We start from the raw sequence: 22,739 nt of genomic DNA, 5'->3' as shown, positions 1-22,739 counted from the left end.
AAATTATAAGCTGTGACACAATCTTTGCAAATGACTTTGGCGTCATTTACTTGAATACCCCTATATGTCTGTAGACCATTACGAGAACTTCCCCGTTGCCTCCGTCCTCTTGCCGCGCCGCCTGGTGCCTGCGGTGGAAGCCATTTACGCCTTCGCCCGCAGTGCCGACGACCTGGCCGACGAAGGCGACGCCACGCCCGAGCAGCGCCTGGCCGCCCTCGCCGCCTACGAACAGGCGCTGGACGGCATTGCCGCCGGTGCGCGCTCCGGGCTGGACCCGATGTTCACGCGCCTGGCCGGCGTGATTGCGCAATACGATCTGCCGCTGCAGCCCTTCCGCGACCTGCTGTCGGCCTTCAAGCAGGACGTCACCGTGACGCGCTATTCCACTTACGAGGCGCTGCTGGACTACTGCGCCCGTTCGGCCAACCCGGTCGGCCTGCTGATGCTGTCGCTGTACGGCCAAGCCGACGCCGACAATGTGCGCGATTCCGATGCCATTTGTTCAGCATTGCAGATTATCAATTTTTTGCAAGACGTGGCGATCGATCTGCATAAGGAACGCATCTACCTGCCAATGGAGGATCTGGCGCGCTTTGCCGTGTCGCCGGCGGCGCTGGACCATCCGGGCGGCACGGCCAAATGGCGCAACCTGATGAAGTTCGAGGTGGCGCGCGCCCGCGCGCTGATGCTGAGCGGCGCGCCGCTGGCGCTGCGCCTGCGCGGCCGCATCGGGCTGGAGCTGCGCATGGTGGTGCAAGGCGGCCTGCGCATCCTGGAATCGATCGAGGAAGTCGATTACGACGTGTTCCGCCGCCGCCCGAAACTCACCCGCAAGGACTGGCTGAAGGTGATCTGGCGCGGTTTGAGGATGAAGGCGCGCATGAAGCGCCTCATGAAAAGCCCCCCGGCTGCGGCGCTTCCCTTAGAATAGCGGCTTCGATCGCCTCACCCTTGCTTTTTTGACTATGTCACCAGACGAATACTGCCAGCAAAAAGCCGCCGCCAGCGGGTCCAGTTTCTACTACAGCTTCCTGTTCCTGCCGCAGGAACGGCGCCGCGCCATCATGGCGCTGTACGCTTTCTGCCGCGAAGTGGACGACACCGTGGACGAATGCACCGACGAATCGGTGGCGCGCGTGAAGCTGGCCTGGTGGCGCAAGGAGATCTCCGGCATGTACGAAGGCAAACAGACGCACCCCGTCACGCAAGCCCTGCAGCCGCACCTGGCGACCTACAATCTGAAGCAGGAGCACATGCAGGCCATCATCGACGGCATGGAGATGGACCTGAACCAGACGCGCTACCTGGATTACGCGGGCATGAGCAAGTACTGCTGGCATGTGGCCAGCGTGGTGGGCATCCTGTCGGCCAGCATTTTCGGCGTGACCAATCCGCAAACGTTGCAGTTCGCCGAGAAGCTGGGGCACGCGTTCCAGCTGACGAACATCATCCGCGACGTGGGCGAGGATGCGCGCAAGGGCCGCATCTACCTGCCGGTGAACGAGCTGCAGCAGTTCAACGTCACCGCTGCGGACCTGCTGAACGCGCGCCACAGCGAGAACTTCGAGAGCCTGATGAAGTTCCAGATCGCGCGCGCGCAAAAAGCCTATGACGAGGCGTTCGCGCTGCTGCCCAAGGAAGACCGCCGCGCGCAGCGCCCGGGCCTGATGATGGCGGCCATCTACCGCACGCTGCTCACCGAGATCGAGAACGACGGCTACCATGTGCTGACCCAGCGCATTTCGCTGACGCCGATCCGCAAGCTGTGGCTTGCGTGGAAAACCTATGTTCGTGGCTGATTCTCGTGGCTAACTTTCGTGGCTAAGCAAACCCGCAGCGTTGCCGTCGTCGGCGCCGGCTGGGCGGGCTGCGCGGCGGCCGTGGAGCTGGCGCGCGCCGGCTGCCAGGTGACGCTGCTCGAATCGGCCCGCACGCTGGGCGGCCGCGCGCGGCGCGTGGAGATGGACGGGCGGCTGGTGGACAACGGCCAGCACATCATGCTGGGCGCCTATTCCGAAACCCTGCGGCTGATGAAACTGGCGGGTGTGGACGTGAAGGCAGCCATGCTGACCGTTCCGCTGCAGATGCGCTACGTGCCCGGCGCGGGCGGCATGGACTTCGTGGCGCCGCGCTTGCCCGCGCCATTGCACCTGCTGGGCGCACTGCTGCGGGCCGGCGGCCTGGCGCGCGAAGACAAGATGGCCCTGGCGCGCTTCTCCACCACCGCGCGCTGGATGGACTGGCGCCTGAACACCGATTGCAGCGTGGACGATCTGCTGGAACGCTTCGACCAGACCCCGCGCCTGATCCAGCTGATGTGGCGCCCGCTGTGCCTGGCCGCGCTCAACACGCCAACAGACCGCGCGTCCGCACAGGTGTTCCTGAGCGTGCTGCGCGACAGCCTCGGCGCGCGCCGCAAGGCGTCTGACATGCTGATTCCGCGCGCCGACCTGGGGGCGCTGTTCCCCGACGCCGCAGCCGCCTATGTCACCCGCCACGGCGGCGCCGTGCACACCGGCGCGAAAGTGACCGCCCTCGCGCCGCTGCCCGGCAAGCGCTGGCAGCTCGCCGCCACCGGCAGCGCGCTCGGCGCCGCGTGGACCGCCGACTTCGACGCAGTCATCCTCGCCCAAGGCGCCCCCGCCAGCGCCACCCTGCTGCGCAGCCTCGCCGCCAGCCAGCGCTCCCCGGACAGCGCCGCGCACAGTGACCGCCTGCCAGCGGACGGCGCCACGCACAGCGACCGCGTGGCTGCTGCCGGTGCCGACTCGCCGCTGGACGCGCTGACCGCGCTCGCCGCGCAGCTGGAGGCGTTCGCACCGGAAGCCATCACCACCTGCTATCTGCAATACGACGCCGGCGTGCGGCTCGAGATCCCGTTCTACGCGCTGATAGACAATCCGGCTGCCGGCCATTGGGGTCAGTTCGTGTTCGACCGGGGCCAGCTCGATGCGGCGCAGGCGGGCATGCTGGCGGTGGTCATCAGCGCATCCGGCGCGGCGGCCGGGCTGGGGCAGCCGGTCCTGAGCGCCGCCATCGCCGCCCAGCTAGCCGCCGTGCTGCGCCGCCCGGAGCTGGCTCAGCCTTCCTGGAGCCGCGTCATCACGGAAAAGCGCGCCACTTTTGCCTGCAGCCCGGCGCTGGCCCGGCCGGCCAACGCCACCGGCCTGCCCGGCCTGCTGCTGGCGGGCGACTACACTGCTGGCGACTATCCCGCCACCCTGGAAAGCGCCGTTCGCAGCGGCGGCGCCGCCGCCAAGGAATTACTACAGAGCAAGCATGGCTAAGCTGCAGAACGCCCCCGGCTATCCCCCTCATACGTCGTCTGCCCCGTCATTTATGCATCCTGTCGCACACCAGTGGTCTGTACAAGTTCGTTTGCGTACAGTTGCATCATCGGTAGTGAATCAATATGGAGCAGGAAATGGAGCGGGAAATGGAACAGCGTCTGACACTCGGACTTACCCTGAAAGCCCTGGCAGTACTCGCCCTGGTGGCCGCCAGCACGGTTGCCATCGTGCTGAGCGAGCACGTCGGCGCAGTAGTTTCCATGTCGCAACACGCGTTTTAACTGCAGGAGTTCTGGATGGATAAGCAGGCATACCTGGACGCGCTGCAGAAAGCCCTGGCGGGACTGCCGCCGGAAACGGTCGCCAAGACCCTGGCCTACTACGAGCAGCGCTTCGTCGACGGCGCGATGGCCGGCCGCACCGAGCAGGAGATTGCCACCGAACTGGGCGAACCGCGCAAGATCGCCATGACGCTGCGCGCCAACGTCCACATGACGGCTTTCGAGCAGAAGAAAACCCCGGTCAACGCCGCCCGCATGGCCGTGTCGCTAATCGGCCTGGCCATCTTCAACCTGTTCATGGTGGTGCCGGCCATGGTGTATGCCGCCCTGCTGGGCGCTGTGTACGTGTGCGCCTTCACCTTCTACCTGAGCGGCATCGTCATCACCGCCAGCGGCCTGTCAGGCACCAATGAGCTGGTGCTGGACGGCCCGCTGCGCGAATTCATCCACTTCGACAACCAGGACGGCGAGGGCCACCGTACCCAGACCAAGATCGCCATCGACCACGAAGGCATCCAGATCTACCAGGAGCCGCTGGACGGCTACGACGCGCCGCCGGCCGCCAGGGCCGACGGCGACGCCGCCGATGGCGCCAGCGACAGCGACGGCGACAGCGACAGCCGCTCCGGCAAGATCATCGAGAAGGCCGAACGCATGGCCAGCAGCGCGGTCCACATTTCCACCGACCTGGACGGCGAATCGCGCACCACGCAGTCGGTGCTGGGCATGACGCTGGTGATCGTCGGCATCCTGCTCAGTTTGCTCAGCCTGGTGGTGACCAAGTACACCATCATGGGCATCAAGCGCTACATCCAGATGAATTTTTCCCTGTTGCGGGGCCGCTAAGGCGGACGGGAGCACACCATGAAAGCCTTACTCAAAGTCGGAATCAGCATGCTGCTGCTGGCGTTCGCGCTGATCGCCGTCTCCTACAGCATGCTGCGCGCGCACGGCGCCACCAACCCGTCCAGCGCGCAAGGCCGGGCGCCTGCCAGCGAAACGCGCGACGTCAGCGCCGGCATCACCTCGGTGGAGCTGAGCGGCCCGATCGACCTGACCCTGCGCCAGGGCGACAAGCCTTCGCTCAAGGTACGCGGCGAACAGCGCCTGCTGGGCAACGTGGAAACCGAACAGGAAGGCAACACGCTGCACATCGGCACCAAGGGCATGCTGTTCCACCACCGCCGCCCGCTGCAGGTGGAGCTGGTGCTGCCTTCGCTGTCCGAACTGGAGATCCACGGCAGCGGCGACAGCACGGTGAATGGCTTCAGCGGCGAGAACCTGTCGGTTCAGGTGCACGGGCCGGGCAATGTGAACTTCAACGGGCGCTTCAAGAAGGTTGATGCGGGCGTGCACGGCAGCGGCGACCTGACCCTGAACACCGGCGCCAGCGACGTGGTGACGCTGGAAATGGTCGGCTCGGGCCAGATCAGGAGCAGCGGCAGCTGCAAGAGCCTGAACGCCGAACTGACCGGCTCGGGCGACCTGGATGCGCAGCACCTGGCGTCGGACCAGGTGGTGGTCAACCTCAAGGGCTCAGGCACCACCAATGTATTTGCCCGCAAGTCCGCCGAACTGACGCTGAACGGCAGCGGCGACATCCGCGTATTCGGCAACCCCGACAACCGCAACGTGAGCCGCACCGGCTCCGGCGAAGTAACCTGGGATCATTAAAACAAGGCTCACGGACCGCCGCATTGCGGTATATCGTATATCGTAGGGCGGGTTAGCCGCGCAGCGGCGTAACCCGCCGCAGCCAGCGCAACACATCCTCCCCCGCCGCCTGCCCGCTGGCCAGGCAAGCCGTCAGCAGATAGCCGCCAGTGGGCGCCTCCCAGTCCACCATCTCGCCAGCCACGAACACGCCCGGCTTCGCCGCCAGCATCGTCCCCTGCATCGCCTCAAACCGCACGCCGCCGGCAGTGCTGATCGCCTCGTCGATCGGCCGCGGCGCGCGCAGCCGCAGCGGCAGCATCTTCAACGCCTGCGCCAACCGCGCCGGGTCCGCATACTCCTCCGCGCTGGCGCACTCGCGCAACAGCCCCGCCTTCACGCCCTTGATCCCCAGCCGGCTTTGCAAATGGCTCGCCATCGAGCGCGAACCGCGCGGACGGCTGATTTCATCCAGCACGCGCTCGGCGTTCAAGTCCGGCAGCAAGTCCAGGTAGATCAGCGCGCTGCCATCAGCCGCGATCTGGTCGCGCAGCGCGGCCGACAGCGCATAAATCAGGCCGCCCTCCACGCCCGTGGCCGTCACCACGAACTGCCCCTGCTTGCGGAACGGCTTGCCATCCGCACCGGTGGACGTGATGGCCACCGTGGTCAGCGGCTCGCCCGCGTGCCTGGCGCTGAAATGCGCGCTCCAGTCCACGTCGAAACCGCAGTTGGCGGGCACCAGCGGCGCCACCTCCACGCCCTGGCGCTCCAGTACCGGCACCCAGGCGCCGTCCGAACCCAGCCGCGCCCAGCTGGCGCCGCCCAGCGCCAGGATGGTGGCGTCGGCCTGCACGGCCAGTTCGCCTTCCGGCGTGTCCAGCAGCAGCGCGCCGCCGGCGTTCCAGCCGGTCCAGCGGTGGCGCTGATGGAAATGCACACCCAGTTCGCGCAGGCGGTGCAGCCAGGCGCGCAGCAGCGGCGCGGCCTTCATCTCGGTTGGGAACACGCGGCCCGAGGTGCCGACGAAGGTTTCGATGCCCAGGCCGTGCACCCAGTCGCGCACGTGCTGCGGGCCGAAGGCGTCCAGCATGGGTTGCAGGATGGCGGCGCGCTTGCCGTAGCGGGTGACGAAGGTATCGTAAGGCTCGGCGTGGGTGATGTTCATGCCGCCGCGCCCGGCCAGCAGGAACTTGCGGCCGACGGAGGGCATGGCGTCGTAGACGTCGATCTGCAGCGGCTGGTCGGGGCCGGCGCGCTGCGCCAGGGTCTGCGCCGCCATCAGGCCGGCCGGGCCGCCGCCGATCACGGCGACGCGGTAGTTATTCTTGTTCTGAGACTGCATGGGGAAATCCGGGTGAAATATTGAGGCAATCCGGCATTCTAGGGCATACTGGCACGCATCTACCAATTTGGGAGGCAGTCATGGGTGCAGCGTTCTGGATCAAGCGGTATTTGCTGGCGGCGGTGCCGCTGTTTGCCATCCTGGCGATTGTGGAATACGTAAAGGGAACGACCACGCAGGCGGATATTCTGAGCGCTGCGGCTTGGGCGGCTATTGCGGCGGCCATTTTTGTCGGCACGCAGTACCGGCGCTATCGCAAGGGGCAGGAGTGCGCGGCGTGCGATGCAGTGGGGAAGCCGGGCAAGCGGCCCTAACGGCGCACGGCGGGTTACGCTACGCTAACCCGCCCTACGGTACCCAGGACATCCACGGAATCCACGATGCCCGCGATATCCGCGCTGCCCGTGATGCGTAGGGGGGCTTAGCGCGCAAGCGCGTAAGCCGCCGAGCGTTAGCCGCCGGTAACGGGCGGGAAGAACGCGACCTCGGCGCCCTCTTTCACCCCCGTCTCCGGCTGGCACATCACCTGATTGCAGGCCATGCGCAGGGCGCGGCCTTCGCCCAGCGCTTGCGCCCACGCTCCGCCGCGCGCGACCAGCAGTGCGCGGATCGCGGCCACCGTGTCCACGCCCGCAGGCAGCTCCAGCACCTCGGTGGACGTGCCAACGGCCTCGCGCACGCTGGCAAAGAATTTCAGCGTCACCTTCATATCAACTCACTGAATGGAATAAAGCGCACCGTATCGCCCGGCTGGATGACCTGGCCCGGCGGGTTGTCGATCAGGCCGTCGCCCCACACGGTGGAGATGAGCACGCCCGAACTCTGGTTCACGAACAAGTCCAGCCCGCCCTGCCCGTTCAGGCGCGCGCGCAGGAATTCGTTGCGCCGGTCGGCCTTGGGCCAGCTGAAATCGGCGCGCAGGGGGTAGGCCTTGGGCGCCAGCGCTCGCGGGTCGCTCACGCCCTGCAGGCGCAGGATGAAGGGCCGCACGAACAGCAGGAAGGTGACGAAGCTGGACACCGGATTGCCCGGCAGGCCGAGGAAGAACGCGTCCTTCACTTCGCCAAACGCCAGCGGCTTGCCCGGCTTGACGGCGATCTGCCACATATTGAGCTTGCCCTCGGCCTCCACCGCAGGCTTGATATGGTCTTCTTCGCCGACGGACACGCCGCCGGAGGTGATGATCAGGTCATTGCCCTGGGCCGCCTGGCGCAGCACGGAACGGGTGGCGTCCAGCGAGTCCGGCACGATGCCGAAATCGCTGATCTCGCAGCCCAGGTTTTCCAGCAGCGCACGCAGGGTGTAGCGGTTGGAGTTGTAGATGGCGCCGGGCGCCAGCGGCTCGCCCGGCATGGCCAGCTCGTCGCCGGTGAAGAACACTGCCACGCGCAGCTTGCGCCGCACCGGCAGTTCGGCCAGGCCGACCGAGGCGGCCAGACCCAGCTCCTGGCTGCGCAGGCGGGTGCCGGCCGGCAGGATGACGCTGCCGTTGGTGATGTCCTCGCCGGCGCGGCGTATCCATTCGCCGGCCTTGGGCACGTGCCTGATGGTGACCAGGTTGCCGGCCAGCTCGCACTGCTCCTGCATCACCACCGCGTCCGCGCCCTCGGGGATCATGGCGCCGGTGAAGATACGCGCGGCCGTGCCGGGCAGCAGCGGCTGGCCGACGTGGCCGGCCGGAATGCGCTGCGACACCGTCAGCGTGGCCGCGCCGCTGGCGCAATCGGCCGCACGCACGGCGTAGCCGTCCATCTGCGTGTTGTCGTGCGTCGGCACGTTCATGCCCGATGCCTGCGCCTGCGCCAGCACGCGGCCGTTGGCCGCCAGCGTGGACAGCGTTTCGATCTCCGCTACCGGGCGGGCGGCGGCCAGCATGAAGTCCAGCGCCTCGCGCACCGGCATCAGTGGTTTCATGGCTTACAGTCCCGTGTTGGTAGCGATGTAGTCCTTCATCTTGGCCACGTCGGCCGGCATGACGACGAAACGCTGCGGCAGCGCTTCGATGTTTTCGAAGCCGGCCGGACGCTCGGCGTCCTCGCCCAGCGCTTCCAGGATGGTTTCGTTGAACTTGGCGGCCAGCGCGGTCTCCAGCACGATCATCGTCACGCCCGCTTCCATGTTCTCGCGCGCGACCTTGATGCCGTCGGCGGTGTGGGTGTCGATCACGATGCCGTAGTCGTCGGCCACGTCGCGGATGGTGTCGAGGCGGTCCTTGTGGGTGGACTTGCCGGACTTGAAGCCATACTTGGCCACCTTGGTGAACTCGTCGCCGTCGCTGCCTGGGTAGCCGGACAGGTCGAAGCCGCCGTGCGTTTCCACCTTGGTGAACAGCGCGCGGGTGCGTTCGGCGTCCTGGCCCACCAGGTCATACACGAAGCGCTCGAAGTTGGACGCCTTGGAGATGTCCATCGACGGGCTGCTGGTGTGATAGGTTTCGGCGGACTTGCGCACGCGGTAGACGCCGGTGCGGAAGAACTCGTCGAGCACGTCGTTTTCGTTGGTGGCGGCCACCAGCTTGTCGATCGGCAGGCCCATCATGCGGGCGATGTGGCCGGCGCAGATGTTGCCGAAGTTACCCGACGGGACGGTGAAGGACACTTTCTGGTCGTTGCTGGTGGTGGCGGCCAGGTAGCCACGGAAGTAGTACACCACCTGCGCCACGACGCGCGCCCAGTTGATGGAGTTGACGGTGCCGATCTTTTGCTTCGCCTTGAACGGCAGATCGTTGGAGACCGCTTTGACCATGTCCTGGCAGTCGTCGAACACGCCTTCGACGGCGATGTTAAAAATGTTCGGGTCCTGCAGGCTGAACATCTGCGCGGTCTGGAAGGCGCTCATCTTCTTGTGCGGCGACAGCATGAACACGCGGATGCCCTTCTTGCCGCGCATCGCGTATTCGGCCGCGCTGCCGGTGTCGCCCGAGGTGGCGCCGAAGATGTTCAGTTCAGCGTTCTTCTTGGCCAGCGCGTACTCGAACAGGTTGCCCAGCAGCTGCATGGCCATGTCCTTGAAGGCCAGGGTCGGGCCGTTGGACAGCGCCTGCAGCACCAGCTTCTTGCCCTTCGACTCCTCCAGCACGCGCAGCGGCGTGATGTCGGCGGCCGATTCGCCCTCGCGCGCGTTGCGGTACACGTCGGCGGTATAGGTCTTCGCGGTGAGCGCCTTCAGGTCCGCTTCCGGAATGTCGGTGGCGAACTTCTTCAGGATCTCGAAGGCCAGTTCGGCGTAGGACAGCTTGCGCCAGGCATCGAGCTCGGCGCCGGTCACTTGCGGGTATTCGGTCGGGAGATACAGGCCGCCGTCCGGGGCGAGGCCGCCCAGCAGGATATCGGAGAACTGTTGCGGAGACTGCGATGCGGCCGACGCTGCGGCGCGGGTAGACACATATTGCATAGATGAGAAAGTCCGGTTGGCGTGCGAAATCGAGCGTCTATTATAGTGCGGCTCGGGTATCGGTGTTATATCGCATTGTTTTATGCATATTTCGAATATGGGCGCGGCGGACCGGTTTGCCAAAAAAGCAATCTGGTATGATTGGCATTTTCATCTTCCTGGACTTCCGATGACACCGCGCAAAATCCTGCTCCTCAGCGTGTCGGCCGGCGTCGGCCATATGCGCGCAGCCGAAGCGATCCGCGCCCACGCGGGCGACGGCGTGCAAGCGACCCACCTGGACGCTGTACCAGGCCACGCACGACGCGCCGGCGCACGGTTCCATGCAGCGGCTGCGGCGCGGCGTGGAGCGCCTGAAGCTAAAAGCCTTCGACCCGGTAACGCTGGCGTATCGCGTTCAGTTGCTGCTGCGCGATCCACAGCGGCTGGCGGAGATGGCCGCCAAGGCGCGCGCGCTGGGCAAGCCGGACGCTGCCAGCGAAGTGCTGGCCCGGGTATTGGCGCAGCCGGCGGCGGCGCAGATCTTCCAGCCGGCGCGCGCGGCATGAGGGCGGCGCTTGCATTGATGCTGGCGCCATTGCTGGCGGCGGCAACAGCGGCGACAGCGGCAGCAACGGCGGCCACGGCGGCGACTGCGGGGGCGACTGCGGCGGCAACGGCTCCGGGCGGCGCAGCGGCGCAGCGCAGCGGGGACTGGGCCACGCCTATCCACGCGCCGGGCAATCTGTACAGCGTGACGCCAACCTTCTTCCGCAGTGCCATGCTGCGACCGGACGACGTGAGGCGCCTGCAGGCGCCGGGCATCAAGACGGTGGTGAGCCTGCGCGCCTTTCACGACGACGAACAAATCCTGCGCGGCAGCGGCATCAAGCCGGTGCACGTGCCGATCAACACCTGGGACATCAGCGACCGCAAGATCATCGAGGCGCTGCGCGCCATTCGCGCCGCCGAGCAGCACGGCCCGGTGCTGCTGCACTGCCAGCACGGCGCCGACCGCACCGGCCTGGTCACGGCCATGTACCGCATCCTCTACCAGCAGCGCAGCAGGCAGGACGCGCTGCGCGAAATGAAGGAAGGCGGCTACGGCTATCATGCGGTGTGGAAGAATATTGAATCTTACCTGCTCAAGGTGGATGTGGAAGCCATCCGCGCGGGCGTAGACGAGGAGTCCCGATGAAGACAACCAGCTTGCTGGCATTGCCGGCCGCCCTGCTCTGCCTGAACGCCTGCGCGGCCGACGCCATCGATCCCGCCAGGCTGTCCGACAAGGAAGTAACGCTGCAGGAAGTGGCGTCCAAGAAGGCACAGGGCAAGGCCTTCCTGGCGGCGACCATCATCCAGGCGCCCATGGCCAAATTGTGCGGCATCGTCCAGGATTACGCCGGCTACCCGGGCTTCATGCCCAGCGTGTCGCACACGGCGCTGCCGAAGGCGGCCAACGGCAACACACTGGTGGATATGACGCTCAAATTACCACTTGGCAAGGTGAAGAAATACCGGCTGGAAATGACGCCCAGAGTCAGCGCGCAGCAGTGCCGGCTGGCGTGGGACATGGTGCCGTCCGCCGGACTGAAGCCGGAGGAAACCATCGCCGACACTGAAGGTTACTGGCAGTTGTCGCCCGTCTCCGGTGACGGTGGCAAAACCGTGGTGCAGTATTATGTCTACACCGATCCCGGTCCCGTACCACTGGGCGCTGGCTGGATCGTGGACAGCATGAGCAAAGACAGCCTGCCGAAGACGCTGGAAGCGCTGCGCTAAGCGGGCCGTCACCGCCCTTGCCATCCACGGCGGCGCCCCAACCTGACCTGCCATGAACAAGCGCGCGCCCCTGACCAGCCTTGCCGGCGACTTTCATCCCGCCGTCGCGGCGTGGTTCCACGCCACCTTCCCGGCCGCCACCGAGGCGCAGCTGCGCGCCTGGCCGCAGATCCAGTCCGGCCGCCCGACCCTGGTGGCCGCGCCGACCGGTTCCGGCAAAACCCTCACCGCCTTCCTGGCCGCCATCGACGCGCTGGTGCGGGAAAGCGGCGCGGGTCCGCTGCCGGATGCAACCCAGGTGCTGTACGTCTCGCCGCTGAAGGCGCTGTCCAACGACATCCGCCTGAACCTGGAAGCGCCGCTGGAGGGCATCGGTGCGCAGCTGGCGGCCATGGGACTGCCGCCGCACGGCATCCGTGCCGCCGTGCGCACCGGCGACACCACCACGGCCGAGCGCAACGCCATGCGCCGGCGGGCGCCGCACATCCTCGTCACCACGCCCGAGTCGCTGTACGTGCTGCTGGGTTCGGACAGCGGGCGCGCCATGCTGGCCACCGTGCGCACGGTCATCGTGGACGAAATCCACGCGGTGGCGGGCAGCAAGCGCGGCAGCCACCTGGCGCTCAGCCTGGAGCGGCTGGACGCGCTGTGCGGGCGGCGCCCGGTGCGGGTGGGCCTGTCGGCCACGCAGAAGCCCTTGTCGACCGTGGCGGACTTCCTGGTGGGTGGCGGCGGCGCGCACGAATGCGCCGTGGTGGACGTGGGCCACGTGCGCGCGCGCGACCTGGCACTGGAGCTGCCGCCGGTGCCGCTGGAAGCGGTGATGCCGAACGAGGTGTGGGAGCGGGTCTACGACCGCATGGCGGAGCTGGTGGTGCTGCACCGGACCACGCTCATTTTCGTCAACACGCGCCGCCTGTCCGAACGCATCGCGCGCCACCTGGGCGACAGGCTGGGCGCCGGGCACGTGGCGGCGCACCACGGCAGCCTGGCCAAGGAATACCGCCTGGCGGCCGAGCAGCGGCTGAAGAAGGGCGAGCTGCAGGTGCTGATTGCCACCGCGTCGCTGGAGCTGGGTATCGACATCGGCGACGTGGACCTGGTGTGCCAGGTGGGCTCGCCGCGCAACATCGCCGCGCTGCTGCAGCGCGTGGGCCGCTCGGGCCACCACGTGGGCGGCATGCCCAAGGGGCGGCTGTTCCCCACCTCGCGCGATGACCTGATCGAATGCGCCGCGCTGCTGGATTGCGTGCGGCGCGGCGAGCTGGACATGCTGCGCATCCCGCAAGCGCCGCTGGACGTGCTGGCGCAGCAGATCGTGGCCGAAGTGGCATGCCGGGAATGGGGCGAGGACGAGCTGTTCGAGCTGGTGCGCAGCGCCCAGCCGTACGAGCGGCTGGAGCGCGCGCGCTATGACGACGTGCTGCGCATGCTGGCAGAAGGCTACACCACGCGCAACGGCGTGCGCGGCTCCTACCTGCACCGCGACGCGGCCGCGCGCTCGCTGCGCGGGCGGCGCGGCGGCAAGCTGGCCGCAGTGACCTCGGGCGGCACGATACCGGACAATGCGGACTACACGGTGCTGCTGGAGCCGCAGGGCCAATCGGTCGGCACCGTCAACGAGGACTTCGCGGTCGAGAGCCTGGCAGGGGATGTTTTCCAGCTTGGGAACACGTCCTACCGCATCATCAAGGTCGAGGCGGGCAAGGTGCGGGTGGAGGACGCGCACGGCGCGGCGCCCAACATTCCGTTCTGGCTGGGCGAGGCGCCCGGACGCAGCGACGAGCTGTCCGCCGGCGTGGCGCGGCTGCGCGAGGAAATCGGGCGCCAGCTGGCCGGCCAAGGCGACGGCGCAGCAGGGCTGGAGCGTGCGGTGGCTTGGCTGGAAGAGCATCTCGGCATGAGCGACGCGGCGGCGCGCCAGATCGTCGACTATCTGGCGGTGGCGCGCGCCGCGCTGGGCGCGCTGCCGACGCAGGACACGCTGGTGATGGAGCGATTCTTCGACGAATCCGGCGGCATGCAGCTGGTAATCCATGCGCCGTTCGGCAGCCGCATCAACCGCGCCTGGGGCCTGGCGCTGCGCAAGCGCTTCTGCCGCACCTTCAACTTCGAACTGCAGGCCGCCGCCACAGAAGACGCCATCATCCTGTCGCTGTCGACCAGCCACAGCTTCCCGCTGGACGAAGTGTGGCGCTACCTGCGCGCGAACAGCGCGGAGCACATCCTGGTGCAAGCCCTGCTGGACGCGCCGCTGTTCAACGTGCGCTGGCGCTGGAATGCCACCACGGCACTGGCCCTGCCCCGTTTCACGGGCGGACGCAAGGTGGCGCCGCAACTGCAGCGCATGAAGAGCGACGATCTGCTGGCGTCGGTGTTCCCCGACCAGGCCGCGTGCCTGGAGAACATCGTCGGCGAACGCGAGCTGCCCAGCCATCCGCTGGTGGACCAGACGCTGGACGACTGCCTGCATGAAGCCATGGACAGCGAAGGCTGGCTGGCGCTGCTGCGCCGCATGGAAGCGGGCGACGTGCAGCTGATTTCGCGCGACCTGCCGGCGCCCTCGCCGCTGGCGATGGAAATCCTCAATGCGCGGCCGTACGCTTTCCTCGACGACGCGCCGCTGGAAGAGCGCCGCACGCAGGCCGTCATCAACCGCCGCTGGACCGATCCCGCCAGCGCCGGCGACCTGGGCGCGCTGGACGCGGACGCCATCGCCAGCGTGGCCGAGGAAGCCTGGCCGAATGCCCGCAACGAGGACGAGGTGCAGGAAGCGCTGGTGGCGCTGGCCTGCATCACCGACGAGGAAGCGCAGCGGCAGCCGGGCTGGCCGGAGTGGCTCGCAGCGCTGGCAAGGCAGGGCCGCGCCACTCGCCTGCGCGGCGCCGGTGCTGGTGCCGGTGCTGGTGCTGGTGCCGTCCCGCAAGGCCACGCCGACCTCTGGGTCGCGTTGGAGCGCCTGGACTGCTTGCAGGCCGCCTACCCCGACGCCTCGGCCTCGCCCGCGCTGGACATCCCCGACAGCCATCGCGGTAACGGCCCCGATGACTGGACCCGCGACGCCGCGTTGACAGAGCTGCTGCGCGCCCGCCTCACCGGCTTTGGCCCGCAGCCGTTGGCCGCCATCGCGCGGCCGCTAGCCCTGCCCGAGGGCACCGTCGCCATCGCGCTGGCGCAGCTGGAAAGCGAAGGCTACGTCATGCGCGGCCATTTCACGCCCGGCGTGGCGGTCGAAGAATGGTGCGAGCGCCACCTGCTCGCGCGTATCCACCGCTATACCATCAAGCGGCTGCGGCGCGAAATCGAACCCGTGGAGCAGCAGGATTTCATGCGCTTCCTGTTCGACTGGCAGCACCTCACCGAGGACACGCGGCTGCAAGGCCAGGAAGCGATGCCGCAGGTGCTGGCGCAGCTGGAAGGCTACGAAGCGGCAGCCGGCGCCTGGGAAAGCGACCTGCTGGCGCTGCGCATGCGCGACTATTCCATCCTCTGGCTGGACGACCTGTGCCGCGCGGGCAAGACCGTGTGGACCCGTGTCGGCGCGCCCCGTTCAGCGGCGGGCGGGCCGGTGCGCAGTACACCCATCGTGCTGCTGCCGCGCCGCCAGGCCGCGTTGTGGCACGGCTTGAGCGCGGCCGGCGAACCGCCGGAGGTCTCGTCGCGCGCGGCCAGCGTGCTGGAACTGCTGCAGCGCCACGGCGCCCTGTTCATGGACGAATTGCAGCACGACGCGCGCATGCTGCCGGTGGAACTTGAAAACGCGCTCGGGGAACTGGTCTCCGTCGGCCTGGTGAACGCCGACAGCTTCGCCGGCATGCGCGCCATGCTGCTGCCCGCATCCAAGCGCGCCAGCAACGACAAGCGGCGCCGCCGCAGCGCTGGACCGACGATGGAGGAAGCGGGCCGCTGGGCGCTGGTCAGGCGCGATACGCCCCCGTCCGCGCCTGCAACCGCGCCGGCGCCGGGCAAGCCTTCCCGCAAGCCGCGCCTGCCACCCGAGACGCTGGAATACGTCGCCATGACCCTGTTGCGGCGCTACGGCGTGATGTTCTGGCGGTTGCTGGAGCGCGAGGCGTCCTGGCTGCCGTCCTGGCGCGAGCTGCTCCCGGTGTATCACCGGCTGGAGGCGCGCGGCGAGATCCGTGGCGGGCGCTTCGTGGCAGGCTACTCCGGCGAGCAGTTCGCACTGCCCGAAGCCATCCCGCTGCTGCGTGAGGTTCGGCGACGCGAGAAGACGGACAGCCTGGTATGCATCTCCGGCGTGGACCCGCTCAACTTGTGCGGCACGCTGCTCCCCGGCGACAAAGTGCCTGCCGTGCCAGGCAACCGCATCCTGTTCCGCGAAGGCCTGCCGGTCGCCACTATCGTGGCAGGCAAGATCGAATACCTGTCGCCACCGGGCGCACAGCGGGAACTGTTGCACGCGCGGCTGATAGGTAGGGCATAGCGGGCGCGCATGCGCGGACGTCAAAACCTGCCGCTATCGCGCAGTGCGGACGCCCGCTGCCAAAATTGGGGCCACCGCCCAGCCTGTCAGCAGGCAGCGTGGTTGACGGTAACGACGTGGATCGCGAGGCCGCCCAAGGAGGTTTCCTTGTATTTGACCTGCATGTCCGCGCCGGTCTGGCGCATGGTTTCGATTACTTCGTCCAGGCTGACGAAGTGGGTGCCGTCGCCTTTCAGCGCCAGGGAGGCGGCGGTGATGGCCTTCACCGCGCCCATGCCGTTGCGCTCGATGCAGGGAATCTGCACCAGCCCGCCGATCGGGTCGCAGGTCATGCCGAGGTGGTGTTCGATGCCGATTTCAGCCGCATTCTCGATCTGCAGATTGCTGCCGCCGAGCGCCGCGACCAGCCCCGCCGCCGCCATGGCGCAGGCCACGCCGACTTCGCCCTGGCAGCCGATTTCCGCGCCGGAAATGGACGCGTTGCGCTTGCACAGCATGCCGATGGCCGCCGCCGTCAGCAGGAACTCGCGCACGCCTTTCACCGGATCGCTCGGATGGCAGTCTTCCGCGTAATAGCGCAGCACGGCCGGGATAATGCCCGCCGCGCCGTTGGTCGGCGCCGTCACCACGCGGCCGCCGGCGGCGTTCTCCTCGTTGACCGCCATGGCATACAGGCTCACCTGGTGCAGCGCGTCATGCGGCAGCGCGTTGGCCAGCTCGCCGCCCTTCGCCTGCAGCCACAGCCCGGCGGCGCGGCGCTTCACATTCAGGCCGCCCGGCAGCTGGCCCGCAGTTTCCAGGCCATGCGCAATACAGTCGCGCATCACATGCCAGATGCGGTCCACGCCCGCGTTCAGCTCATCTTCCGAGACGCGCATCAGCTCATTGGCGCGCAGCATTTGCGGGATGGTCAGGCCGGTGCGCTTGCCATGCTCCAGCAGCTGGGCCATGGTATCGAACGGATATGGCAGCTCCACGGCAGGACGGCCGTCGATGCCGCCGGTCTCGCCTTCTTCGCGGATAAAGCCGCCGCCGACCGAGTAATAGACCTTGCTCAACGTGCTGCCGTCGGCGCGCTTCAGCGTGAAGCGCATGCCGTTCGGGTGTTCGGGCAGGGTTTCGCTTTTGTGGAACAGCAGATGGGCCGCGCGGGTAAACGGCACCGCATGGGTGCCCAGCAGCTTCAGTTCCTGCTTCTGTTCGGCCGCCGCCAGCATGGCGTCCACTTGCGTGGGATCGACGTGCTGCGGCGTTTCGCCCATCAGGCCCAGGATCACCGCCTTGTCGGTGGCGTGGCCAATGCCGGTCAGCGCCAGCGAGCCATACAGGGCCGCCTCCACCGCCACCACATCATCCAGCGGACCGGCTTCGACCAGGAACCGGCGCGCCGCCACCATAGGCCCCACGGTGTGGGAACTGGATGGCCCGATGCCGATTTTAAACAGGTCGAAAACGCTCATGTCCATTGGATGTCTCTTTATAGTAGTTAGCGGGTAGCTATTCAGGCGGCCTGGCCCAGGCTGACGTCGATGTTCGCCAGCATGTCCTTGACCATCTCTTCGGTGCCGACCTTGGCTCTCCAGCCCCAGTCGGCGGTCGCGTGGCAGTCGTCCAGACTGTGTGGCCAGGTATCTGCAATCGCCTGGCGGCTGTCCGGCTTGTATTCGATCCTGAAACCCGGCACGGAGCGCGTGATGGCCTCTGCCAGTTGCGCGGGATTGAACGACACGCCCGCCACATTATAAGAGGAACGGACCTTGATTTGTGAGGCCGGCGCTTCCATCAATTCCACCGTTGCGCGGATGGCGTCGGGCATGTAGATCATCGGCAGCGTGGTCTGCGGGCCGAGGAAGCACTCGTAGGTCTCGCCGCGCAGCGCCGCGTGGAAGATCGCGATGGCGTAGTCGGTGGTGCCGCCGCCCGGAGGCGACTTGTAGCTGATGATGCCCGGGTAGCGGATGCTGCGCACGTCCACGCCGTATTTCAAGAAGTAGTACTCGCACAGGCGCTCGCCAGCCAGCTTGCTGATGCCGTAGATCGTGGTCGGGTCCATGATGGTCAGCTGCGGCGTGTCGTGCGACGGCGTGTTCGGACCGAAGGCGGCGATGGACGAAGGCCAGAACACGCGCAGCGGCTTGCCCTGTTCGCCGCGCACGCGCGCCACTTCCAGGATGTTGAGCAAGCCGTCCATGTTCAGGGTCCAGGCTTTCAGCGGCGCCGCTTCGCCGGTGGCGGACAGCATGGCCGCCAGCTGGTAAACCTGGGTGATGTTTTCGGAAGCGACCAGGGTCTCCAGTGCTTCCTTGTCCAATACGTTCAGCACCTGGTAGCGCGCTGCGTTGTAGACATTCTTGGCGCCGATGTCGGTGGCGATGACGTTTTGGGCGCCATGTTTTTGCGCCAGCGCGTCCACCAATTCACTGCCGATCTGGCCGTTGGCGCCAATAACTAAAATACGTTCCATGCTGTTCTTTCTGTTCTCTGATTTAGTTCTTCAGCAGGCCCAATTCACGGCCCGCCTGCTCGAATGCTGCCAGTACCGTGTCCAGCTGGGCGCGGGTGTGGGCGGCGGAGAGCTGCACACGGACGCGGGCCTGGCCCATCGGTACTACCGGGTAGAAGAAGCCGCTGAGCAAAACGCCCAGCTCATACATTCGTGCAGCAAACTTCTGCGCCACCGGGGCGTCGAACAGCATCACCGGCACCACCGGGTGCGTGCCCGGCTTGATGGTGAAGCCGATGCGCTCGATCTCCTTGCGGAAGTAGGCAGTGTTTTCGTGCAGGCGGTCGCGCAGCTCGGTGGAGGCGGACAGGCGCTTGAGCACTTCCAGCGACGCGCCGGCGATCGATGGCGCCAGTGTGTTGGAGAACAGGTAAGGGCGCGACTTCTGGCGCAGCGTGTCGATCACTTCCTTGCGGCCGGACGTGAACCCGCCCATGGCGCCGCCGAGCGCCTTGCCCAGGGTGCCGGTGATGATGTCGATCTTGCCCAGCACATTGTGGTGCTCGTGCGTGCCGCGGCCGGTCTTGCCCATGAAGCCGGAGGCATGGCACTCGTCTATCATCACCAGCGCGCCGTACTGCTCGGCCAGCGCCACGATCTTGTCCAGCTGGGCGATGGTGCCGTCCATCGAGAACACGCCGTCGGTGACGATGATCTTGTTGCGCTTGCCGGCCGCGTCCTGCAGCTGCTTTTCCAGGTCGGCCATGTCGTTGTGGGCGTAGCGGAAGCGCGCGGCCTTGCACAGGCGGATGCCGTCGATGATGGAGGCGTGGTTCAGCGCGTCGGAGATGATGGCGTCGTTCTCGTCGAACAGCGGCTCGAACACGCCGCCGTTGGCGTCGAAGGCGGCCGCGTACAGGATGGTGTCCTCGGTGCCCAGGAAGGCCGAGATGGCCTGCTCCAGTTCCTTGTGCACGGTCTGGGTGCCGCAGATGAAGCGCACCGACGACAGGCCGTAGCCGTATTTCTCGGTCGCATCGATGGAAGCCTGCGCCACCCACTCCTCGCCCGACAGGCCCAGGTAGTTGTTGGCGCACATATTAATCAGGGTGCGGCCGTCCTGCGCCACCACTTCGGAACCCTGGCGGGAAGCGATCACGCGCTCCGGCTTGTACAGGCCCTGTTCGCGCAGGGTGTCCAGGTTTTGCTGCAGGCCGGTGTAGAAGGCGTTTTTCGCTTGTTCGCTCATGATCTTCCTCTTGTATGGTGGTTGAGTTATGCTGTCCCTGAATTCGGAGTTTACTCCACTTTTTTCAGCGCACCCGTCGAATCCGTTATTTCGAACTCAAGTTCAATATATCGAATCGTACCGGAGGCCATTGAACTTTGCAACATATAAAAGAATGAAAAACGCATGAAAGCTGCCGCCACAAACAACGCCCCGCCGGAAGTCGGCGCCGCCCTGCAGCGCCTGCGCCTGGCGCGCGGGCTGACGCTGGAAGACCTGTCGCGCATCGCGGGGGTGTCCAAATCCATGCTGTCGCAGATCGAGCGCGAGAAGGCCAACCCCACCATCGCGATCACCTGGCGCCTGGCCAACGCCCTGGGCGTGGCCATCGGCGAGCTGCTGGACGATTCGGGAAAAAGTGTCGAAACGATAAGGGTGCTGGACGCCCACGAAACGCCCACCCTGCCCGGCGCGCACGCCGGCTACACCATGCGCATCCTGGGACCGATGGAACTGGCGGGAAAGTATGAGTGGTACGAACTGACGCTGGCGCCCGGCGGCGAGCTGGTGTCGCAGGCGCACGACCCCGGCACCACCGAGCACCTGACCGTGCTGCACGGCTCCATGGAACTGGAGGTGGGCGGCACCAAGAAAAAGGTCAAGCTGGGCGGCACCGCACGCTATCCCGGCGACCTCGATCACGCCATCCGCAACGCCGGCAAGACCGAAGCGAAGGCGCTGCTGGTGGTGATCCACCGCTAAGCCGCGCGGCCCGACACTGCGTTACCCTCCAGACACCCTGCCGGCCCCGCCTGCGCACCCGGAGACCGTCGGCTGCCGATCCTGCCCAGGGCGCGGCGTACAGCGCCGCCGCAGGTTGCCCGCGTCGTGCCCGTAGGTGTCGTTGACGCGCTTGAAGTGGCCCAAGTCCACGAGGACCAGCGCCACAGCCGTGTCCTAGCTCGGTGAGCGGGTCGATGATGGACTGGCGCTTGAGCGACAGGCGCAGCTGCATCTTGGCCAGCGCCAGCACCACCTGGCCGGCCAGGTCGAGCAGATTCACCATTTCGGCCGTGCTGGCCAGGCGCTCGTTGTTGCGCAGGGCCAGCGCCGACCGCCGGGCCTCGTCCTCGGCGGCGCGGCTCTTGCGCAGCGCGCCGTGCGGCCAGCAGCATGGTGCATAGGGCGGCGATATTGGCCACCGCCGCGCCGATGGCCAGGTTGGCCCCGCGCCGCGAGTCAGCCGTGATGGTCTCGTGCAATTCGGTGCGCCGCTCGGCGTGCTCGGTGACCTGCTCCTTGATCAGGGTGCGCAGGATTTCCATTTGCGACTTGCGCGGCCGGCATTGACGATCGCTGTCGCCCCCTCCAGGCCGCGCTCGCGCCGCACCCGTATGGTTTCCGCCATCACTCGGCGCGCTCAGCCGCACTGCCGATGCCGTCGCGCAGCAGGCCGATCAGGGCCTGGTAGGAGCGCTCGTGCCGGGCCGCCTTGCTAGCGACTGGCCCGCTACCAGTTCGACTCCCGCTCCGGCGTGGAAGTGATGCGGTGCACCGACAGGTCGGCGCCCTGGAATTCCTGCTCCGGATCGAGGCGCAAACCCATGACGGCTTTGAGCACGCCGTAGATCGCATACCCGGAGCCGGCGGCAATCGCCACGCCCAGCGCGGTGCCGGCCAGCTGCGACACGAAGGACACGCCGCCCATGCCGCCCAGCCCCTTCAGCCCGAAAATCCCGGCCGCGATGCCGCCCCAGGCGCCGCACAGGCCGTGCAGCGGCCACACGCCCAGCACGTCGTCGATCTTCCACTTGTTCTGCGCCAGCGTGAACATCCACACGAACACGGCGCCGGCAATGCCGCCGGTGACCAGCGCGCCCAGCGGATGCATCAGGTCGGAGCCCGCGCACACGGCCACCAGGCCGGCCAGCGGGCCGTTGTAGGCGAAGCCGGGGTCGTTCTTGCCCATCAGGACAGCCACCAGCGTGCCGCCCACCATGGCCATCAGCGAGTTGACTGCCACCAGGCCGTTCATCTTGTCCAGCGCCTGCGCGCTCATCACGTTGAAGCCGAACCAGCCCACGGTGAGTATCCACGCGCCCAGGGCGAGGAAGGGAATCGACGATGGCGGATGGGCGGCGATGGCGCCGTTCTTCATATAGCGGCCGCGCCGCGCGCCCAGCAGCAGCACGGCCGGCAGCGCGATCCAGCCGCCCATGGCGTGCACCACCACGGAGCCGGCAAAGTCATGGAATTCCGCACCAAAGCTGTGCAGCAGCCATTGCTGGAAACCGAAGCGCTGGTTCCACACCATGCCTTCAAAGAAGGGATAGACGAAGCCCACCAGCAGCGCCGTGGCGATCAGCTGCGGATGGAAGCGCGCCCGCTCCGCGATGCCGCCGGAAATGATGGCAGGGATGGCGGCGGCAAACGTCAGCAGGAAAAAGAACTTCACCAGTTCATAGCCATTCTTCGCCGCCAGCACCTCGGCGCTGGAGAAAAAATGCACGCCATAGGCGATGCCGTAGCCGACAAAGAAATAGGCGATGGTGGAGACCGCGAAATCGACCAGGATTTTCACCAGCGCGTTGACTTGATTCTTCTTGCGCACCGTGCCCAGCTCCAGGAATGCGAAACCCGCGTGCATCGCCAAAATCATGATGGCGCCAAGCAGGATAAACAGCGCGTCTGCACCAGAATTGTTACCAGCCATACCAGCCACTCCCCAAAAGAATGCAAAATCAAATAAAGACTGTTCCTATAAGCAAAACTCGTACCAATTTGGTGCGAAGTCAGCCGGGCTTTCTAAGCGATTGATTTCACAGGATTTCAGCCGACGGGCCGCGTGCCGCAGAACGGTGCCTGCGCACCACAACAGGGCACCACGATGGTGCG

Annotated in this window: 21 protein-coding genes; 12 read left to right on the top strand and 9 right to left on the bottom strand. The window is 66.7% G+C overall.

Going from position 1 to position 22,739, the window contains the following annotated elements:
• Nucleotides 1-64 precede the first annotated feature (64 nt).
• The 6 genes from hpnC to ACFJI2_RS09925 all read left to right on the top strand — a co-directional run bounded on the left by hpnC (nucleotide 65) and on the right by ACFJI2_RS09925 (nucleotide 5,248).
• A complete protein-coding gene (hpnC, locus tag ACFJI2_RS09950) occupies nucleotides 65-934 on the top strand; it encodes a squalene synthase HpnC (protein WP_377704851.1) in 870 nt (289 codons plus the stop codon).
• A 34-nt stretch (nucleotides 935-968) separates the two neighbouring features.
• Nucleotides 969-1,802 (top strand): presqualene diphosphate synthase HpnD, encoded by an 834-nt coding sequence (hpnD, locus tag ACFJI2_RS09945; RefSeq protein ID WP_377704850.1) that lies wholly within the window; start codon nucleotides 969-971, stop codon nucleotides 1,800-1,802.
• Nucleotides 1,803-1,820: 18 nt separating this feature from the next.
• Nucleotides 1,821-3,290 (top strand): hydroxysqualene dehydroxylase HpnE, encoded by a 1,470-nt coding sequence (gene hpnE, locus ACFJI2_RS09940; RefSeq protein ID WP_377704849.1) that lies wholly within the window; start codon nucleotides 1,821-1,823, stop codon nucleotides 3,288-3,290.
• Between the two features lie 149 nt (nucleotides 3,291-3,439).
• Entirely contained in the window at nucleotides 3,440-3,574 is a 135-nt protein-coding gene (locus ACFJI2_RS09935) for a hypothetical protein (RefSeq protein WP_377704848.1), read from the top strand.
• 15 nt (nucleotides 3,575-3,589) lie between these two features.
• Nucleotides 3,590-4,420 carry a DUF1700 domain-containing protein gene (locus ACFJI2_RS09930; RefSeq protein WP_377704847.1) on the top strand — a complete coding sequence of 277 codons (831 nt, stop codon included), beginning with the start codon at nucleotides 3,590-3,592 and terminating at the stop codon, nucleotides 4,418-4,420.
• An 18-nt stretch (nucleotides 4,421-4,438) separates the two neighbouring features.
• Nucleotides 4,439-5,248, top strand: a complete 810-nt coding sequence (locus ACFJI2_RS09925; RefSeq protein WP_107869121.1) for a head GIN domain-containing protein — start codon at nucleotides 4,439-4,441, stop codon at nucleotides 5,246-5,248.
• A 52-nt stretch (nucleotides 5,249-5,300) separates the two neighbouring features.
• Here ACFJI2_RS09925 and ACFJI2_RS09920 read toward each other — a convergent pair whose 3' ends face one another.
• Nucleotides 5,301-6,572 carry a TIGR03862 family flavoprotein gene (locus ACFJI2_RS09920; RefSeq protein ID WP_377704846.1) on the bottom strand — a complete coding sequence of 424 codons (1,272 nt, stop codon included), beginning with the start codon at nucleotides 6,570-6,572 and terminating at the stop codon, nucleotides 5,301-5,303.
• Between the two features lie 80 nt (nucleotides 6,573-6,652).
• On the opposite strand from ACFJI2_RS09920, the gene ACFJI2_RS09915 reads away from it, so the two are divergent.
• Entirely contained in the window at nucleotides 6,653-6,886 is a 234-nt protein-coding gene (locus tag ACFJI2_RS09915; protein WP_107869123.1) for a hypothetical protein, read from the top strand.
• A gap of 137 nt (nucleotides 6,887-7,023) precedes the next feature.
• On the opposite strand, the gene moaD is transcribed toward ACFJI2_RS09915, so the two are convergent.
• From moaD to thrC, 3 genes are read right to left on the bottom strand one after another with little or no spacing between them, the layout of a single operon-like run.
• Nucleotides 7,024-7,281 carry a molybdopterin converting factor subunit 1 gene (moaD, locus tag ACFJI2_RS09910; protein WP_377704845.1) on the bottom strand — a complete coding sequence of 86 codons (258 nt, stop codon included), beginning with the start codon at nucleotides 7,279-7,281 and terminating at the stop codon, nucleotides 7,024-7,026.
• Entirely contained in the window at nucleotides 7,278-8,486 is a 1,209-nt protein-coding gene (gene glp / locus ACFJI2_RS09905; protein ID WP_377704844.1) for a gephyrin-like molybdotransferase Glp, read from the bottom strand. Before glp ends, moaD begins: the two co-directional genes overlap by 4 nt.
• 3 nt (nucleotides 8,487-8,489) lie before the next feature.
• Nucleotides 8,490-9,965: a threonine synthase gene (gene thrC, locus ACFJI2_RS09900; RefSeq protein ID WP_377704843.1), complete on the bottom strand. Its 1,476-nt coding sequence runs from the start codon at nucleotides 9,963-9,965 to the stop codon at nucleotides 8,490-8,492.
• Between the two features lie 323 nt (nucleotides 9,966-10,288).
• On the opposite strand from thrC, the gene ACFJI2_RS09895 reads away from it, so the two are divergent.
• From ACFJI2_RS09895 to ACFJI2_RS09880, 4 genes are read left to right on the top strand one after another with little or no spacing between them, the layout of a single operon-like run.
• Entirely contained in the window at nucleotides 10,289-10,513 is a 225-nt protein-coding gene (locus ACFJI2_RS09895; RefSeq protein ID WP_377704842.1) for a hypothetical protein, read from the top strand.
• Nucleotides 10,514-10,530: 17 nt separating this feature from the next.
• A complete protein-coding gene (locus ACFJI2_RS09890; protein WP_377704841.1) occupies nucleotides 10,531-11,142 on the top strand; it encodes a tyrosine-protein phosphatase in 612 nt (203 codons plus the stop codon).
• The gene (locus ACFJI2_RS09885) at nucleotides 11,139-11,726 is read left to right on the top strand and encodes a hypothetical protein (protein ID WP_377704840.1); all 588 of its coding nucleotides are present in this window, start codon (nucleotides 11,139-11,141) and stop codon (nucleotides 11,724-11,726) included. Before ACFJI2_RS09890 ends, ACFJI2_RS09885 begins: the two co-directional genes overlap by 4 nt.
• 52 nt (nucleotides 11,727-11,778) lie before the next feature.
• Nucleotides 11,779-16,173: a DEAD/DEAH box helicase gene (locus ACFJI2_RS09880; RefSeq protein WP_377704839.1), complete on the top strand. Its 4,395-nt coding sequence runs from the start codon at nucleotides 11,779-11,781 to the stop codon at nucleotides 16,171-16,173.
• Nucleotides 16,174-16,259: 86 nt separating this feature from the next.
• On the opposite strand, the gene ACFJI2_RS09875 is transcribed toward ACFJI2_RS09880, so the two are convergent.
• Genes ACFJI2_RS09875 through kbl form a run of 3 tightly spaced genes read right to left on the bottom strand, consistent with a single transcriptional unit; the run spans nucleotide 16,260 to nucleotide 19,865 of the window.
• A complete protein-coding gene (locus tag ACFJI2_RS09875; RefSeq protein WP_377704838.1) occupies nucleotides 16,260-17,639 on the bottom strand; it encodes an L-serine ammonia-lyase in 1,380 nt (459 codons plus the stop codon).
• A gap of 35 nt (nucleotides 17,640-17,674) precedes the next feature.
• Nucleotides 17,675-18,637 (bottom strand): NAD-dependent epimerase/dehydratase family protein, encoded by a 963-nt coding sequence (locus ACFJI2_RS09870; RefSeq protein ID WP_377704837.1) that lies wholly within the window; start codon nucleotides 18,635-18,637, stop codon nucleotides 17,675-17,677.
• 22 nt (nucleotides 18,638-18,659) lie between these two features.
• Nucleotides 18,660-19,865, bottom strand: coding sequence for a glycine C-acetyltransferase (kbl, locus tag ACFJI2_RS09865; RefSeq protein WP_107869134.1), 1,206 nt, complete (start codon nucleotides 19,863-19,865; stop codon nucleotides 18,660-18,662).
• A gap of 165 nt (nucleotides 19,866-20,030) precedes the next feature.
• Between kbl and ACFJI2_RS09860 the strand changes: the two genes are divergently transcribed.
• Complete coding sequence (locus ACFJI2_RS09860) at nucleotides 20,031-20,606, top strand: XRE family transcriptional regulator (protein ID WP_107869135.1); 576 nt, start codon at nucleotides 20,031-20,033, stop codon at nucleotides 20,604-20,606.
• Nucleotides 20,607-20,627: 21 nt separating this feature from the next.
• Here ACFJI2_RS09860 and ACFJI2_RS09855 read toward each other — a convergent pair whose 3' ends face one another.
• Nucleotides 20,628-20,792, bottom strand: coding sequence for a diguanylate cyclase domain-containing protein (locus ACFJI2_RS09855; protein WP_377704836.1), 165 nt, complete (start codon nucleotides 20,790-20,792; stop codon nucleotides 20,628-20,630).
• Nucleotides 20,793-21,354: 562 nt separating this feature from the next.
• Nucleotides 21,355-22,557: an ammonium transporter gene (locus ACFJI2_RS09850; protein ID WP_377704835.1), complete on the bottom strand. Its 1,203-nt coding sequence runs from the start codon at nucleotides 22,555-22,557 to the stop codon at nucleotides 21,355-21,357.
• Nucleotides 22,558-22,739: the final 182 nt, after the last annotated feature.

Origin of the sequence: Pseudoduganella sp. UC29_71, from assembly GCF_042693265.1 — a bacterium.
In the GTDB taxonomy this organism is placed as follows: domain Bacteria; phylum Pseudomonadota; class Gammaproteobacteria; order Burkholderiales; family Burkholderiaceae_D; genus Rugamonas.
The sequence above is the reverse complement of the archived record's forward strand: the minus strand, read 5'-3'. Positions and strand labels throughout refer to the sequence as shown.